The organism is Streptomyces lichenis (genome assembly GCF_023218175.1).
Classification (GTDB): Bacteria; Actinomycetota; Actinomycetes; order Streptomycetales; family Streptomycetaceae; genus Streptomyces; species Streptomyces lichenis.
The window spans coordinates 21,563-35,710 of the sequence record NZ_JALPTH010000028.1; the positions used below are offsets into that span (position 1 = coordinate 21,563).

General features: G+C 73.4%; 14 protein-coding genes. 8 read left to right on the plus strand and 6 right to left on the minus strand.

What is annotated here, in order from left to right; translation table 11 throughout:
- Positions 1-347: 347 nt before the first annotated feature.
- Together M1O15_RS24705 and M1O15_RS24710 are read right to left on the minus strand one after the other, a co-directional pair.
- Positions 348-1,508: a C40 family peptidase gene (locus tag M1O15_RS24705; RefSeq protein ID WP_248636360.1), complete on the minus strand. Its 1,161-nt coding sequence runs from the start codon at positions 1,506-1,508 to the stop codon at positions 348-350.
- Between the two features lie 185 nt (positions 1,509-1,693).
- Positions 1,694-3,082 carry an MDR family MFS transporter gene (locus M1O15_RS24710; protein WP_248636361.1) on the minus strand — a complete coding sequence of 463 codons (1,389 nt, stop codon included), beginning with the start codon at positions 3,080-3,082 and terminating at the stop codon, positions 1,694-1,696.
- 221 nt (positions 3,083-3,303) lie between these two features.
- Between M1O15_RS24710 and M1O15_RS24715 the strand changes: the two genes are divergently transcribed.
- A complete protein-coding gene (locus M1O15_RS24715; protein WP_248636362.1) occupies positions 3,304-4,065 on the plus strand; it encodes a phosphoglyceromutase in 762 nt (253 codons plus the stop codon).
- Between the two features lie 272 nt (positions 4,066-4,337).
- Here the strand turns inward: M1O15_RS24715 and M1O15_RS24720 are convergent, their stop codons facing one another.
- Entirely contained in the window at positions 4,338-5,300 is a 963-nt protein-coding gene (locus tag M1O15_RS24720) for a YihY/virulence factor BrkB family protein (protein ID WP_248636363.1), read from the minus strand.
- Between the two features lie 587 nt (positions 5,301-5,887).
- Here M1O15_RS24720 and M1O15_RS24725 point away from each other — a divergent pair.
- Positions 5,888-6,295 (plus strand): hypothetical protein, encoded by a 408-nt coding sequence (locus M1O15_RS24725; RefSeq protein ID WP_248636364.1) that lies wholly within the window; start codon positions 5,888-5,890, stop codon positions 6,293-6,295.
- Between the two features lie 116 nt (positions 6,296-6,411).
- On the opposite strand, the gene M1O15_RS24730 is transcribed toward M1O15_RS24725, so the two are convergent.
- On the minus strand, positions 6,412-6,561 hold the full coding sequence (locus tag M1O15_RS24730) for a hypothetical protein (RefSeq protein ID WP_248636365.1): 150 nt from the start codon (positions 6,559-6,561) through the stop codon (positions 6,412-6,414).
- 158 nt (positions 6,562-6,719) lie between these two features.
- Positions 6,720-7,427, minus strand: a complete 708-nt coding sequence (gene phoU, locus M1O15_RS24735) for a phosphate signaling complex protein PhoU (RefSeq protein ID WP_248636366.1) — start codon at positions 7,425-7,427, stop codon at positions 6,720-6,722.
- Positions 7,428-7,663: 236 nt separating this feature from the next.
- Here phoU and phoR point away from each other — a divergent pair, with 236 nt between their 5' ends.
- Positions 7,664-9,025, plus strand: coding sequence for a two-component system sensor histidine kinase PhoR (gene phoR, locus M1O15_RS24740; RefSeq protein ID WP_248636367.1), 1,362 nt, complete (start codon positions 7,664-7,666; stop codon positions 9,023-9,025).
- Positions 9,026-9,030: 5 nt separating this feature from the next.
- Entirely contained in the window at positions 9,031-9,702 is a 672-nt protein-coding gene (phoP, locus tag M1O15_RS24745; RefSeq protein WP_467104829.1) for a two-component system response regulator PhoP, read from the plus strand.
- Positions 9,703-9,830: 128 nt separating this feature from the next.
- On the opposite strand, the gene M1O15_RS24750 is transcribed toward phoP, so the two are convergent.
- The gene (locus M1O15_RS24750; RefSeq protein ID WP_248636368.1) at positions 9,831-10,553 is read right to left on the minus strand and encodes a DUF461 domain-containing protein; all 723 of its coding nucleotides are present in this window, start codon (positions 10,551-10,553) and stop codon (positions 9,831-9,833) included.
- A 729-nt stretch (positions 10,554-11,282) separates the two neighbouring features.
- On the opposite strand from M1O15_RS24750, the gene M1O15_RS24755 reads away from it, so the two are divergent.
- From M1O15_RS24755 to M1O15_RS24770, 4 genes are all read left to right on the plus strand, one after another.
- Positions 11,283-11,765, plus strand: a complete 483-nt coding sequence (locus M1O15_RS24755; RefSeq protein WP_003953493.1) for a CarD family transcriptional regulator — start codon at positions 11,283-11,285, stop codon at positions 11,763-11,765.
- 463 nt (positions 11,766-12,228) lie between these two features.
- Entirely contained in the window at positions 12,229-12,966 is a 738-nt protein-coding gene (gene ispD / locus M1O15_RS24760; RefSeq protein WP_248636369.1) for a 2-C-methyl-D-erythritol 4-phosphate cytidylyltransferase, read from the plus strand.
- Entirely contained in the window at positions 12,956-13,456 is a 501-nt protein-coding gene (ispF, locus tag M1O15_RS24765) for a 2-C-methyl-D-erythritol 2,4-cyclodiphosphate synthase (RefSeq protein WP_248636370.1), read from the plus strand. Before ispD ends, ispF begins: the two co-directional genes overlap by 11 nt.
- A gap of 155 nt (positions 13,457-13,611) precedes the next feature.
- Positions 13,612-14,019, plus strand: a complete 408-nt coding sequence (locus M1O15_RS24770; protein WP_248636371.1) for a PPOX class F420-dependent oxidoreductase — start codon at positions 13,612-13,614, stop codon at positions 14,017-14,019.
- Positions 14,020-14,148 lie beyond the last annotated feature (129 nt).

A 14,148-nucleotide genomic window follows, 5' to 3' on the forward strand; every position in this document is an offset into this window, starting at 1 on the left:
CGCCGACGGGACCATAGCGGTACGCGGCGGCCCAACGGAATGGCGATCACGGGATGGCTGTTGGCATATGCCGCGCAGTGGGAGGTAGTTGGCCCCGCCTCATGACGAACATCACGCGTGTGGTGTCGGCCCGGTCACATGCCGGACGCGGTGGGGGACGGCTCCCGGGGCCGTGAGCGCCTTGCCGGGCCCGGGGCAACCGGATGCCTCGCGGGGCCGGCCGGGCGCCTGGGGCGACCGGATGTCTTGCCGGTCCCGGCCGCCCGGGGTGCGGTCTGCCAGGCCGACGGCTCCCGGCGCCGCCCGGCCCGGGACTCGAGGTCCGGGGGCCGGCCGGACCGGTGTGTCTACTCGGCGGCCGAGGCGGAGGTGGCCGCGTCGGGGCGTACGGCTCCGAGGATCCGCATCGAGCCCGCGCCCGCAATCGTCACCTGCCGGCCGGGGCGGGGGGCGTGCACGATCTGGCCGTCGCCTATGTACATCCCGACATGGCTGGCGTCCGCGTGGTAGATGATCAGGTCCCCGGGGCGCAGGTCCGCGACGTCGACGCGCGGCAGCAGCCGCCACTGCTCCTGGGAGGTGCGGGGGATGAGCGTGCCGGCCGCCGCCCAGGCCTGGGAGGTGAGCCCCGAGCAGTCGTAGGAGTCCGGGCCCTCCGCACCCCAGACGTACGGCTTGCCGATCTGGGCCGTCGCGAACGCCACCGCCTTGCCACCGGCCGTGCTCGCCTCCGCCCCCGCCCCGGTCGGCTTCTCCGCCGACTTCAGGGCGCCGGACTCCAGCCACGCCCGCTGGGCCCTGGCCTGCTCCTGCCGCTCCAACTCCAGCAGCCGCTCCCGCTCGTCGGCCTCCAGCCGAGACTCCAGCTTCTCGGCCGCGTCGATCTTGGCCTCGATCTCCTTCTTCCGCTCCGCCTGCCGGGCCCGGGCGTTCTCCAGCCGGGTCCAGTGCGCGCTGGCGTCCTTGGTGTACTGCTCCAGGTCGCCCTGCTTCTGCTTCAGTTCAACCAGCAGGTCCTTGGTGGCCTTCTGGCCCTGGCGCAGCCGGCCGACCCCGTCGAGGAAGAGGTCCGGGTCGTCGGTGAGCACCAGCCGGGCCTGGTCGGGCATCCCTCCGGCGCGGTACTGCGCCCGGGCCGCGGCACCCGCGCGCCGCTGGAGGTCGTCGATGCGGAGCTGGCCGTCCACGATGGCCCGGGACAGCCGCACGATCTCCGTGGACTGCTTCTCCGCCTGCTCCTCCGCGAGGTTGTACGCGTCGGTGGCGGAGGCGGCCTGTCCGTACAAGTCCTCTATCTCCTGGCGCACTTGCTCCAGGGAACGGCCCTCCCCGGAAGCGGGGGCGGAGGCCGAGGTGGGGTCGGGGGCCACGGGGGCGCCCGGGACCGCGTAGGCCGCCTGGGCGGGCAGTACGAGCACGGTCAGCGCGCAGATGACGGTGATCGCGGCGGCGGTGCTCCGGCGCCCGCGCCCCTCACCCGGCCGAGCGTCACCACGGCGTCGGTCCACGACGTCCCCCTCCAGCCCCTCCTGATTAACCGCCAGTAACTTAGCGGCACACGAGATCGTGCCATGGGACGGGGGATTCCAACACCCCTGTGGATCCCTGTGGATGCCGGTGGACAACCGCCCCGGAGGCGTTCACCCGTCCCGGTGGTGGGTGCGGTCGTCAGCCGATCGGGGAGCCGGTGCGGTCACTCGGCCGGGGCGGCGGCCGGGGCAGGTGCCGGGGCCGGGGCCGCGGTCGGAGCCGGGGACTGGGCGGCGGTCGGAGCCGGGGCCGTGCCGGCCGGTGGGGCCGACGCCTCCGGATCGTCCGGCGCCTCGCCCAGCGCGGCGGGCAGGCCGCGCATCAGCAGCCAGTACCCGGCACCGGCCAGGGTGCCGATCACCGCGCAGCCCGCCCACAGCCAGCCCGCGCCGTAGTGGTCGATCACCGCGCCGGAGACGAGCGGGGCGACCAGGGCGGCGACCGACCAGGACATGCTGTAGACGCCCTGGTAGCGGCCGCGGCCGTGCACTGGGGAGAGCTGGACCACCAGGCTGGTCTGGGTCGGGGCGTTCACGATCTCGGCGAGGGTCCACACGCAGACGGTCAGCGCGTAGACGGCCACCGAGTCGGCGAAGGCGGTGAGCCCGAAGCCGTACCCGGCCAGGATCGAGGACACGATCAGCAGCCGGCGCGGATCGCGGCGCACCAGCCAGCGGGTGACCGGGATCTGGAGGACCACGATCAGCATCCCGTTCATCGCCATGGCCAGGCCGAAGTCCGCCGCGTCGAAGCCGTCCGCCCCCATGGCCACGGGCAACCCGACATAACCCTGCTGGAAGATCAGCGAGATCAGGAACGACAGCCCGACGACACCCATGAACCGCCCGTCGGCCACCACGTCCCGCAGCCGGACACCGTCCCGCAGCCGGACACCGTCCCGGGCCCGTGCCCCCTTCCGCGCCCCCGCGCCCTCGCCGCCGGTCTTCTCCCGCGCCTCAGGCCGGGTCTCGGGGAGCTTGACGAAGACCAGCACCGCGCAGATCAGGGTGAGCGCCGCCTCGCCGAGGAAGCCGGCCAGATAGCTGTGCTCGGCGATGAACCCGGCCGCCGCGGAGGAGACCGCGAAGCCCATGTTGATCGCCCAGTAGTTCAGGGAGAACGCCCGCACCCGGTCCTCGGGCGGCACGATGTCCGCCATCATCGCCTGCACGGCGGGCCGGGAGGCGTTCGAGGCCGCGCCGACCAGGAAGCCGACCGCGGCGATGGCCACCGGGTGCTCCATGAAGCCGAGCAGGGCGACGGAGCCCGCGGTGGCCAGCTGGGCGGCCAGCAGGGTGGGCCGCCGCCCGAGCCGGTCCGCCAGCACGCCGGCGACCAGCGAGGAGATGACCCCGCCGAGCCCGTGCAGGGACGCGACCAGCCCCGCGTACGAGGCGGAGTAGCCCCGCTCAAGGGTCAGGTACAGCGCCATGAAGGTGGCGACGAAGGCGCCCAGCCGGTTGATCAGGGTGCTGGTCCACAGCCACCAGAACGCCCGTGGCATACCCGCCACGCTCTCCCGTGCGGCCCGTCCCACCGCTGCGACCGACATGTCCCGCCCCCGTAACCCTGTAAGTGCCCTACCCGGTACTCGGACGTTACGAGGCGGGGGTGCGGGAGGCCAGCGAATTGACGCCGACCGTCAACCGTGCCGCCGCCCGACCGTCAACCGTGCCGCCGCCCGACCGCCAGCCGGCCGCGGGCCGATCGCCAGGCGTCCGCCGCCCGACCGTCCGCCGCCGAGCGTCAGGGGCGTCCATTAACCTCGTACGCATGGCCGACGCACCGTACAAGCTGATCCTGCTCCGCCACGGCGAGAGCGAGTGGAACGCGAAGAACCTGTTCACCGGCTGGGTGGACGTCAACCTCACCGACAAGGGCGAGAAGGAGGCGGTACGCGGCGGTGAGCTGCTGAAGGACGCCGGCCTGCTCCCCGACGTCGTCCACACCTCCCTGCAGAAGCGGGCCATCCGCACCGCCCAGCTCTCGCTGGAGGCCGCCGACCGCCACTGGATCCCGGTCCACCGCTCCTGGCGGCTGAACGAGCGGCACTACGGCGCGCTCCAGGGCAAGGACAAGGCGCAGACGCTCGCCGAGTTCGGCGAGGAGCAGTTCATGCTCTGGCGCCGCTCGTACGACACCCCGCCGCCGGCCCTCGCCGACGACGCCGAGTTCTCGCAGGCCCATGATGCCCGCTACCAGACCATCCCCCCGGAGCTGCGGCCGCGCACCGAGTGCCTGCAGGACGTCGTGGTCCGGATGCTGCCGTACTGGTACGACGCCATCGTCCCGGACCTGCTCACCGGCCGCACGGTGCTGGTCGCCGCGCACGGCAACAGCCTGCGCGCCCTGGTCAAGCACCTGGACGGCATCTCGGACGAGGACATCGCCGGGCTGAACATCCCCACTGGCATCCCGCTCGCCTACGAGCTGGACGCCGACTTCAAGCCCGTGGTCAAGGGCGGCACCTACCTCGACCCGGACGCGGCCAAGGCGGCCATCGAGGCGGTCAAGAACCAGGGCAAGAAGAAGTAGCAGCTTCACAGCGTGCTGGGAGGGCCCCCTGTCTGCCGGTTTCCCGGCGGGCGGGGGGCCTTCTCGCGTACGGCGGGGGAGAGGCGGGCCGCCAAGGCCCGCGCCCCCCGGGCCCGCGCCCGCCCCTCGGGCCCCCGCCCGCCTTTCAGGCCCCCGGGCCCCCGCCCGCCTTTCAGGGCCCCGGGCCCGCGCCCGCCCTTCGGGCCCCCGGGCCCGCGCCCGCCCTTCAGGCCCCCGGGCCCGCGCCCCTCGGGCCCTCGGCCCTGGCCCCCTCAGGCTCCCGGCCCCGGGTCGGGGTGGACGGTCTGGGTGATGCCGGCGCGGGCGGCCTCCAGCTGGGCGGCGAAGGCGATGCCGAGGAAGAGCGCGACCCCGGTCACATTGGCCCACAGCAGCAGCGCGACGAAGGCGGTGAGCGGGCCGTAGACGGCGCCGAAGGAGCCGCTGAGGTTCACGTACAGGCCTAGCAGCCAGGTGGCGCCGATCCACAGCAGCAGATGCACGGCCGAGCCGAACACCAGCCAGGTGTAGCCCGGTTGGTCGCGCCGCGGGGCCCAGCGGAAGACCACCGCGGAGGCCAGGGCCGCCAGCAGCACCCCGGCGGGTACGTGCAGCGGGCCCCACCAGTCGAGCAGCCCGGGCGGCCAGTGCAGCGCCCGCACCACCGCCTCGCCCGTCTCCCGGCCCGCGACCAGGATCAGGAACCCGCCGCCCAGCGGCAGCCCGGCGCCCACGGCCAGGGCGAGCGCGCGCAGGTACTTGCGGAGGAAGGGGCGGTCGCGCTCGATTCCGTAGATCCGGTTGCAGCCGCGCTCCACCTGCCCCATCGCGGAGGCGAGGTTGAGCAGCGCGAAGCCGAGGCCGAGCCACATGGCGACGGCGGCGGCCGTGTCCGCGCCCGCCTGGCGGGTGCCCTCCAGCGCCTCCTGGACCACCTCGGCGCTCGCGCCCGGGACGATGCCCTCCAGGGTCAGCTCCACCACCCGGCCCGCGCTGCCGGTGTGCAGGCTGGCGGCGACGCCGACCAGCGCGATGGTGAACGGGACGATGCCCAGCACCACCTGGTATGCCAGCGAGCGCGCGAACGAGAAGCCGTCGGCGTAGCGGAACCGGGCGAAGGAGTCGAGCAGCAGCCGGCGGCCGCCGTAGCGGCGCAGCGCGGCGAACGCCTCGTCCCCGGAGAGCTCCTCGCCGATCATGTCCCGGGTCTGCGGAACGTGCACCACGGTCCCCACCGCGCGCCTCCCCCTCTGTCTCCCGCCCTGCCTCCCGGGCGCCTCGCCGTTGTGTTGCCTTCCCGCGACCGCGGGGCGCACGCGCGACGGCTACCGGTCATCCGCACGGCGGCTCGATATGCCATGGACATCCCGGGAGGTGAACTGTTGCCGCACGGCAGCGATGATGCCGCCCCTGCTCACGACCGCGCACCCGCCGGCCGACGCCCGTGCTGGTGCCCGAGGGGCGGCTGGGAGGCGGAATACCGTCACCGTGACGTTGGCCGACCGCCGGTCACTTCTGCTCGGCAGATGCCAACGGGCCCATGCCGCCGGCAACGCGCCGCCCGCGCGGTGCGGACCACGGCCGGGCGTACGGGCTGGGCCGGGTCCGCTCCGGTGCGGACCAGCCGCCGGCGGGGCCGCGGGGGCGGCTTCGCGCCGGAAGGCGGTACGGGGCGAGGGGACCGGAAGGCTACTGGCAGCGCCGGCGCGGGCAGCGGCAGTGTCGTCCCCGCACACAGCAAGGCAGCACTTCAGCGCACCACCACGCACCACTTCCGCTCATCCGTCCACCGGGCCGTAGGCCCCTTCCGAACGGAGTCCCCATGCGTACGAGGTCCGTGCTTGCCGCCATCGGTGCCGCCGGCACCCTGGTGCTGACCGGAGCCGTCCTGCCGGCGTCCGCGGCCGCACCGGCGCCCGCCACCACGACCCACCCCTACACCTGCTCCAACTCCGGCAGCGGGTCCGCCCACATCGTCAACTGCGTGGGCACCATCACCGGCATCGGCAACGTGGTGAAGAACGTCGACATCGACATCTCGGACATCAACGTGCTCAGCGGCAACGAGCTGAACATCCTGGAGACGTCGCTGGAGGACGTCGCCGACGTCAAGGCGGGCACCTCGGTGATCCTCCAGAAGGTCGACCTGGCCCTGGTCACCGTCGACACCTACGTCAACAAGCTGTCGATCCCGATCGACATCAGCAAGGTGCTCGTCGACGTCCTCTGACGCCCGCACGGCCGCCGAGCCGAGCGCGGAGGACATGGGAACGCCCGGCCGGGGACGCCCGGCCGGGCGTTTCCCGTGCCGGGCGCCGTTCCCGCCGTCCCAGCCCCGTCCGCGGGTCAGCCGCAGCAGCCGCCGCACTGGCAGGGCGCGCCCGACTGGCAGCCGCAGCCGCAGCCCGAGCCGCAGCCGCAGGCACCGAGGAGGGGCAGGGGGATCACATCGGCGGGGGTGTCCTGACGGGGGTCGGTCATGGGTGCGTCGGCCATGGGGTTCCCTCCTCGAAGGCGTACGTCGGCGTGCGCAGCCTCACCCCATTGGACGACCGGCGGGCAGGGCGCATCAACGGCGCACGGGGTTGCGACCGCCCCCGCCGCCCGCCGTACGCGCCCCGGGCCGATCGTCCGAGGACACCCGCCCCCGCCCGCTACGCCTCCCCGGCCGCCGTCTCCGTACGGGACTCCGCCGGCCCCTCCTGCTGCTGCTGGAGCTCGTCGGCGTGCTCGCCGGTCACCAGGTAGACCACCCGCTTGGCCACCGACACCGCGTGGTCGGCGAACCGCTCGTAGTAGCGGCCCAGCAGCGTCACGTCGACCGCGGTCTCGATGCCGTGCTTCCAGCGGTCGTCCATCAGGTGCCGGAACAGCGTGCGGTGCAGCCGGTCCATCTCGTCGTCGTCGTGCTCCAGCTGGATCGCCAGGTCCACGTCCTTGGTGATGATCACCTCGCCGGCCTTCGCCATCAGCCGCTGGGCCAGCTGCCCCATCTCCAGGATGGTGGCCTGGAGGTCGCGCGGCACCGCCGTGTCCGGGAAGCGCATCCGGGCCAGCTTCGCCACATGCTCGGCCAGGTCCCCGGCCCGCTCCAGGTCGGCGCTCATCCGCAGCGAGGTCACCACGATGCGCAGATCGGTGGCGACCGGCTGCTGGCGGGCGAGCAGGGCGATGGCGCGCGCCTCCAGGTCGTGCTGGAGGGTGTCGACCCGGCGGTCGCCCTCGATCACCGCCTCCGCGAGCTTGAGGTCCGCGTCGAGCATCGCCGTGGTCGCCCGGCCGACGGCCGAGCCGACCAGCCGGGCCATCTCGACCAGTGCGTCGCCGATCGAGTCCAGTTCCTCGTGGTACGCGTCCCGCATGGGTTGTCCCTCTCTCACTGCGCGCGGCAGGGTGCTCGTACCGCGTCCGTACTGCGTCCGGGGTCCGGGTGGCCGCTCTCGGCCCCCGTGACCGCCACGGTCCGGGCCGAAGGCGTCGGATGCCGTCCGCCCAAGTGAACCGGCACTTGCCCCTCGGTGAACTCTGGGCGACGACTGTCCGGGGCGGCCCCCGGACGGCTGGGAGCATGTCCGAGGGCCCGCCTAACCTGGGAGCCATGGACGTGAACGCGGCGGTCGCCGCAGTGGCCGCGATCGCCGGGGCGTGCACCGGTGTCATCGCCATGCTGGCGTTCCGCTGGAGCGAACGCGAGCAGCGCAGGCCGAGCCCCCGGGTCCGCGCCTCCCCGCACACCGACGCGGTGCTGCCGCCGGGCGTGGACACCGTGCTGTCGGTGCTGCGCTCCTCCGCCGTGGTCCTCGACGAGAGCGACTCGGTGGTCAAGGCCAGCTCCGCGGCGTACGCGCTGGGACTGGTCCGCGGCGGGAAGCTGGCCATCGAGCCCATGCTGCACCTGGCCCGGGACACCCGGCGGGACGGCGAGATACGGCAGGTGGAGCTGGAGCTGCCCCGGCGCGGCACCGGCCTCGGCGGGGCGCTGGCGGTCTCCGCGCGGGTCGCCCCGCTCGGCTCCCGGCTGGTCCTGCTGCTGGTCGAGGACCTGACCGAGGCGCGCCGGATCGAGGCGGTCCGCCGCGACTTCGTGGCCAATGTCAGCCATGAGCTCAAGACCCCGGTCGGCGCGCTCTCCCTCCTCTCCGAGGCGGTGATGGACGCCTTCGACGACCCCGAGGCGGTGACCCGCTTCGCCGGCCGGATGCAGATCGAGGCGACCCGGCTCACCAACCTCGTACAGGAGCTCATCGACCTCTCCCGGGTGCAGAACGACGACCCGCTGGAGGACGCCGAGCCGGTCCGGGTGGACGAACTGGTCGCCGAGGCCGTCGACCGCTCCCGGCACACCGCCTCCACCAAGCAGATCACCATGGCCGCCGGCGGCGCCTCGGGCCTGAAGGTCTGGGGCAACCGCGGCCAGCTCGCCGCCGCCCTCGGCAACCTGGTGGAGAACGCGGTCAACTACTCCCCGGCGCACACCCGCGTCGGCATCGCCGCCCGCCGGATCGCCGCCCCCGGCGGTGACGCGATAGAGATCGCCGTCACCGACCAGGGCATCGGCATCCCCGACAAGGACAAGGAGCGCATCTTCGAGCGCTTCTACCGGGTCGACCCCGCCCGCTCCCGGGCCACCGGCGGTACGGGCCTGGGCCTGGCCATCGTCAAGCACGTGGCCGCCTCGCACGGCGGCGAGGTCTCCGTCTGGAGCACCGAGGGCCAGGGCTCCACCTTCACCCTCCGCCTCCCCGAGGCCGGCACCGCCCGCCCCGACCAGGAGGCGGACCTCGACCCCGGCCTGGGCACCGGCCGGCCCGGCGCCGCCCCGTCCGGTGGCGGGCCCGCCGAGCGGGCGTCCCAGGCGGCCGCCGACCGCCCCGCCGGGCCGACCGCCCGGCACCCGCAGCGCCACCAAGCCTTTCCCCGTACCCATGAACCGCTCATCGCCCCGGAGGTCCGTCCGTGACCCGAGTGCTTGTCGTCGAGGATGAGGAATCCTTCAGCGACGCCCTGTCCTACATGCTCCGCAAGGAGGGCTTCGAGGTCGCGGTCGCGACCACCGGGCCCGACGGACTGGACGAGTTCGAGCGCAACGGCGCCGACCTCGTGCTGCTCGACCTCATGCTCCCCGGCCTGCCCGGCACCGAGGTCTGCCGCCAGCTGCGCGGCCGCTCCAACGTGCCGGTCATCATGGTCACCGCCAAGGACAGCGAGATCGACAAGGTCGTCGGGCTGGAGATAGGCGCCGACGACTACGTCACCAAGCCGTTCTCCTCCCGCGAGCTGGTCGCCCGCATCCGCGCGGTGCTGCGCCGCCGGGGCGAGCCGGAGGAGGTCACCCCGGCCGCGCTGGAGGCCGGCCCGGTCCGGATGGACGTGGACCGCCATGTGGTCACCGTCTCCGGCGGCAAGGTGGACCTGCCGCTGAAGGAGTTCGACCTGCTGGAGATGCTGCTGCGCAACGCGGGCCGGGTGCTGACCCGGATGCAGCTGATCGACCGGGTCTGGGGCGCGGACTACGTCGGCGACACCAAGACCCTCGATGTCCATGTGAAGCGGCTGCGCGCCAAGATCGAGCCCGACCCGGGCGCCCCGCGCTACCTGGTCACCGTCCGCGGACTGGGCTACAAGTTCGAGCCGTAGGCCGCGGGCCGGCGCCGTGGCGCGGTGACGGTACGAGGAGGGGCGCCCCACCACTGGTGGGGCGCCCCTCCTCGTATCCGGCCCGCACGGCTCTCACCACGCCGAGCCGCCACGGCCGCTCCCGGCCGTCACTCCTGGCCGTCGGCCTGGCCTTCCTGGCCCTCCTGGGCGTCCACCGAGGCGGAGGCCGAGTCCGAGGCGTCCGGTGCCGGGGCGCCGTCCTCCTGGCCCTCGCCCTCGGCCCCCTCCTGGCCCACGGCGGGGCCGCGGGTGGAGGACGCCGTCGGGGACGGGGAGGTGGCCGGGCCGGACGGCTGCGTGGAGGGGGCCTTCGGCATCTCCGAGGGGCCGAAGCCGGTGAAGTAGCTGTGCGCCGGGGTGACGAACGCCTTCATCTTCACCTCGCCGGTCTCGCTCAGCGAGAAGACGATGTCCTGCACGTTGCCGTCCTGGGCCGCCTCACGGCCCTGGGCGATCACCGCGGAGGCGTTGCCCTCGCCGCCGAGCAGCACCGAGCCGCCCGCCGGAACGGTGATCTTTCCGCCGCCCTGCGCGGCGGTCAGCTTCACCGGCGCGTCGGCGTCCGGCAGCGCGATCCGGTCCAGGGTCTGCGGCTTGGAGCCGTTGTTGAAGATCTTCGCGGTGACGACCGCGGGGCCCGCCGCCTCGCGCTCGGGCTGGGTGACGACCGCGACGTTCTGGATCTGGATGTCCCCGACGGTGGCCGCGGCGTTGTCCGGCCGGACCCCCAGCGTCTGCGCGTCGTTGCCCGCACCGCAGGCGGAGAGCGAGGCGATCGAGAACACGATGGCGGTGGCGGCGAGGGCGCCGCGTCGAAGGCTGCGGCTCACGGCGGCGGCAACTCCTATGACGTACGGACTACGGGGCACGGACGGCAACTGCCGCTCCGGTCGCACGGATCGCACGGGGCGACGGCGGCCGGTTCGGCGGGCTCAGGTTACCGACCCCGTGTCACCGACCCGCATCCGACCCGCCCCGAGGCTCCACCGACCCCCTGCCGCCGGTGTCCGGCACCCGCCCGGCACCCGTGTGCGGCCCCCGTCCGCGCGACCGGCGGTGAGCCGCGTCACCCGGACTTCGCACCGCGTTCACATAAGCCGCCGACAACCCGGCCGGACAAGCGCCGGAGAACCGCCGTACAAGCCGCCCCGACCGTCCTTGATCAATTCTGTCGGCGGCCGGGATTTCCCCGGTGAAAAGCCTGCGGAGGCCGCCCGCGGGTGATCGGGCGCGGCATTTCCGGAATCACCGGGACGCCGTGCCGGCGGATGTACGGGCGGGTGCGCGGAGGCCGAACGGAGTACGGGAAGTCCACTCCGGGGAACCCGGCAAACCGGACGTAAGGCCCCTTCGAACCATCCGTCGAAGCGTGTAGCGTACGCGTTTCCCTGTGTCCGCAGAGCCGCTCCGACCTGCGAATACCCCCTTCCGCATGCCGGTCGCAGCACGTCCCGGTCACTGTTGTCAAGCCCCGAGATATGCCCTGACCTGCGAAAACGTCATTCAGAAGAACCCGAATCCGTGTTACCCTGGATAGCCACGGAAGGGGTACCTGTCACATGACGTTCAAGGTTGGCGACACCGTGGTCTATCCCCATCACGGGGCCGCGCTGATCGAGGCTATCGAAACTCGTCAGATCAAAGGCGTGGACAAGACCTACTTGGTGCTCAAGGTCGCCCAGGGCGACCTGACGGTGCGCGTACCCGCGGACAACGCGGAGTTCGTCGGTGTGCGCGATGTGGTCGGTCAGGACGGACTGGACCGGGTCTTCGAGGTGCTGCGCGCACCGTACGCGGAGGAGCCCACGAACTGGTCCCGCCGCTACAAGGCGAACCTGGAGAAGCTCGCCTCCGGCGACGTCATCAAGGTCGCCGAGGTCGTCCGCGACCTGTGGCGCCGCGAGCGCGAGCGCGGACTGTCCGCCGGTGAGAAGCGGATGCTGGCCAAGGCGCGCCAGATCCTGGTGAGCGAGCTGGCGCTCGCCGAGAACACCAACGAGGACAAGGCCGAGGCGCTGCTCGACGAGGTCCTCGCCTCCTGAGAGCCGGTACGCACCCCGTACGGCCTGCGAGTTCCCTGACACCCCGCTCGTCGCCCATGAACGTCCTGCCCGCATCGGCGGACCTCACAGGCAGCGGACGCCCCGGCGCCCGTCGTAAGCGGGACCCCTGACGCACCACCCGTCAGAGCAGGACTCCGAAGCAGTGATGCCGCGGTGCCCGCTGACCCGCCGTCCGCCACACATCCCGTGTGGCCCGGAGCGTGTCGCCGGGCGCTGCGGCATGTCCGCCCCCGGACAGCCCAGGGAGCCCCGGAGAGCCCGAAGCCGGGAATCCGGAGATTCCCGGGCAGGTCGGCGCGGTGCGCTCCACCGGTCGTCACGGAAGGGGCCGGTCGAGGCGTCGCGCCGATGCTCCCCCACTCCGCGGATACCCTGCGGACGAGGGCGCACCCATGGCCATACCCACGACTCCCGAGCCGACAAACCTGCCGGAGCGCATCCGATGACTGACGCAAGCACGCCCGTCCGCACCGCCGTGGTCATCCCCGCGGCCGGCCGCGGGGTACGCCTGGGGCCGGGCGCCCCGAAGGCGCTGCGCGCGCTGAACGGCACCCCGATCCTCATCCACGCCGTCCGCGCCATGGCCGCCTCCCGGGCCGTCTCGCTGGTCGTCGTGGTCGCCCCGCCGGACGGCGCCGGCGAGGTCAAGAACCTGCTGGACGCGCACGCCCTGCCCGAGCGCACCGACTACCTGGTGGTGCCCGGCGGGGACACCCGGCAGGAGTCCGTCCGGCTGGGTCTGGAGGCCCTGCCGGAGGGTGTCTCCGCGGTGCTGGTGCACGACGCCGCCCGCCCGCTGGTGCCGGTGGAGACCGTGGACGCCGTGGTCGAGGCGGTACGGGACGGGGCGGTCGCCGTCGTCCCCGCCGTGCCGCTGGCCGATACCGTCAAGCAGGTCGCCCCGCGCGCCCACGGCGAACCGGAGCCGGTGCTCGCCACCCCCGACCGGGCCGCGCTGCGCGCCGTGCAGACCCCGCAGGGCTTCGACCGGGACACCCTGGTCCGGGCGCACGCCGAGATCACCGCCGACGTCACCGACGACGCGAGCATGGTCGAGCAGCTGGGCGAGCTCGTGGTGGTGGTGCCCGGGCACGAGGAGGCGTTCAAGGTGACCCGTCCGCTGGACCTCGTACTCGCCGAGGCCGTACTCGCCCGCAGGAGGGCCAACGATGGCTTCTGACCCCCGGAACCCGGTCCTCCCGCTGGTCGGCGTCGGCACCGACGTCCACGCCTTCGAGCGCGGCCGCGAGCTGTGGTGCGCCGGGCTGCGCTGGGAGGGCGAGGAGTACGGCCTGGCCGGCCACTCCGACGGCGACGTGGCCGCGCACGCCGCCTGCGACGCGCTGTTCTCCGCGGCCGGGGTCGGCGACCTCGGCGCCCACTTCGGCACCTCCCGCCCCGAGTGGTCCGGCGCCTCCGGCACCACCCTGCTCGCCGAGGCGGCCCGGATCGTGCGCGCCGAGGGCTTCGAGATCGGCAACATCGCCGTGCAGGTCATCGGGGTCCGCCCCAAGGTCGGCAAGCGGCGCGAGGAGGCCCAGAAGGCGCTCGGCGCGGCGGCGGGCGCCCCGGTGTCCGTCTCCGGCACCACCACCGACGGACTGGGCCTCACCGGGCGCGCCGAGGGGCTGGCCGCCATCGCCACCGCCCTGGTCTACCGCGCCCCGTAGTCCGGCAGTCCCGTACTCCGCGGCCTCGGGGCCGTTGGGGTGGGGGCGTGCGGCGTTCGGGTGCGGGTCCGTTTCCCCGCCCCGTAACGGAGCACCCGGCCGCCGGGCGCGACCGTGCGCCCGTGAACGGACCCGTGAACCGATGGGGAGCCCGGATGGCCCACGCCTCGCTCAGCGAACACCTCAAGGCCCTGCTCGACAGCGCCGTCTTCGTCAACATCGCCACCATCCAGCCGGACGGCCGTCCGCAGGTCTCCCCGGTGTGGGTCAAGCGCGACGGCGAGCAGGTGCTGATCTCCACCACCGCGGGCCGCCGCAAGGAGCGGAACCTCCGCCGTGACCCCCGGGTCACCGTGCTGCTCCAGCCCTTCGACGCGCCCTATAGCTACGCCGAGATCCGCGGCACCGCCGAGCTGGAGACCGAGGGCGCCGACGCGCTGATCGACGAGCTGTCGATGAAGTACACCGGGAAGCCGTACGCGGAGTTCAACCCCGCCTCCGCCGAGGACGCCCAGCGGGTGACCGTCCGCGTGACCCCGGAGAAGATCGTCGGCTCGATCTGACCCCTGTTCTTCCCCGGGATCGTCCCGGGGAAGGACCCCGGGGCAGCGGGGGCCGACCCCGGCAGGGGACTCCCCCCCGGCCCTTCCGGCCTTTCTCGGCCCTTCCCGGCCTCACCGGCCCTTCCGGCC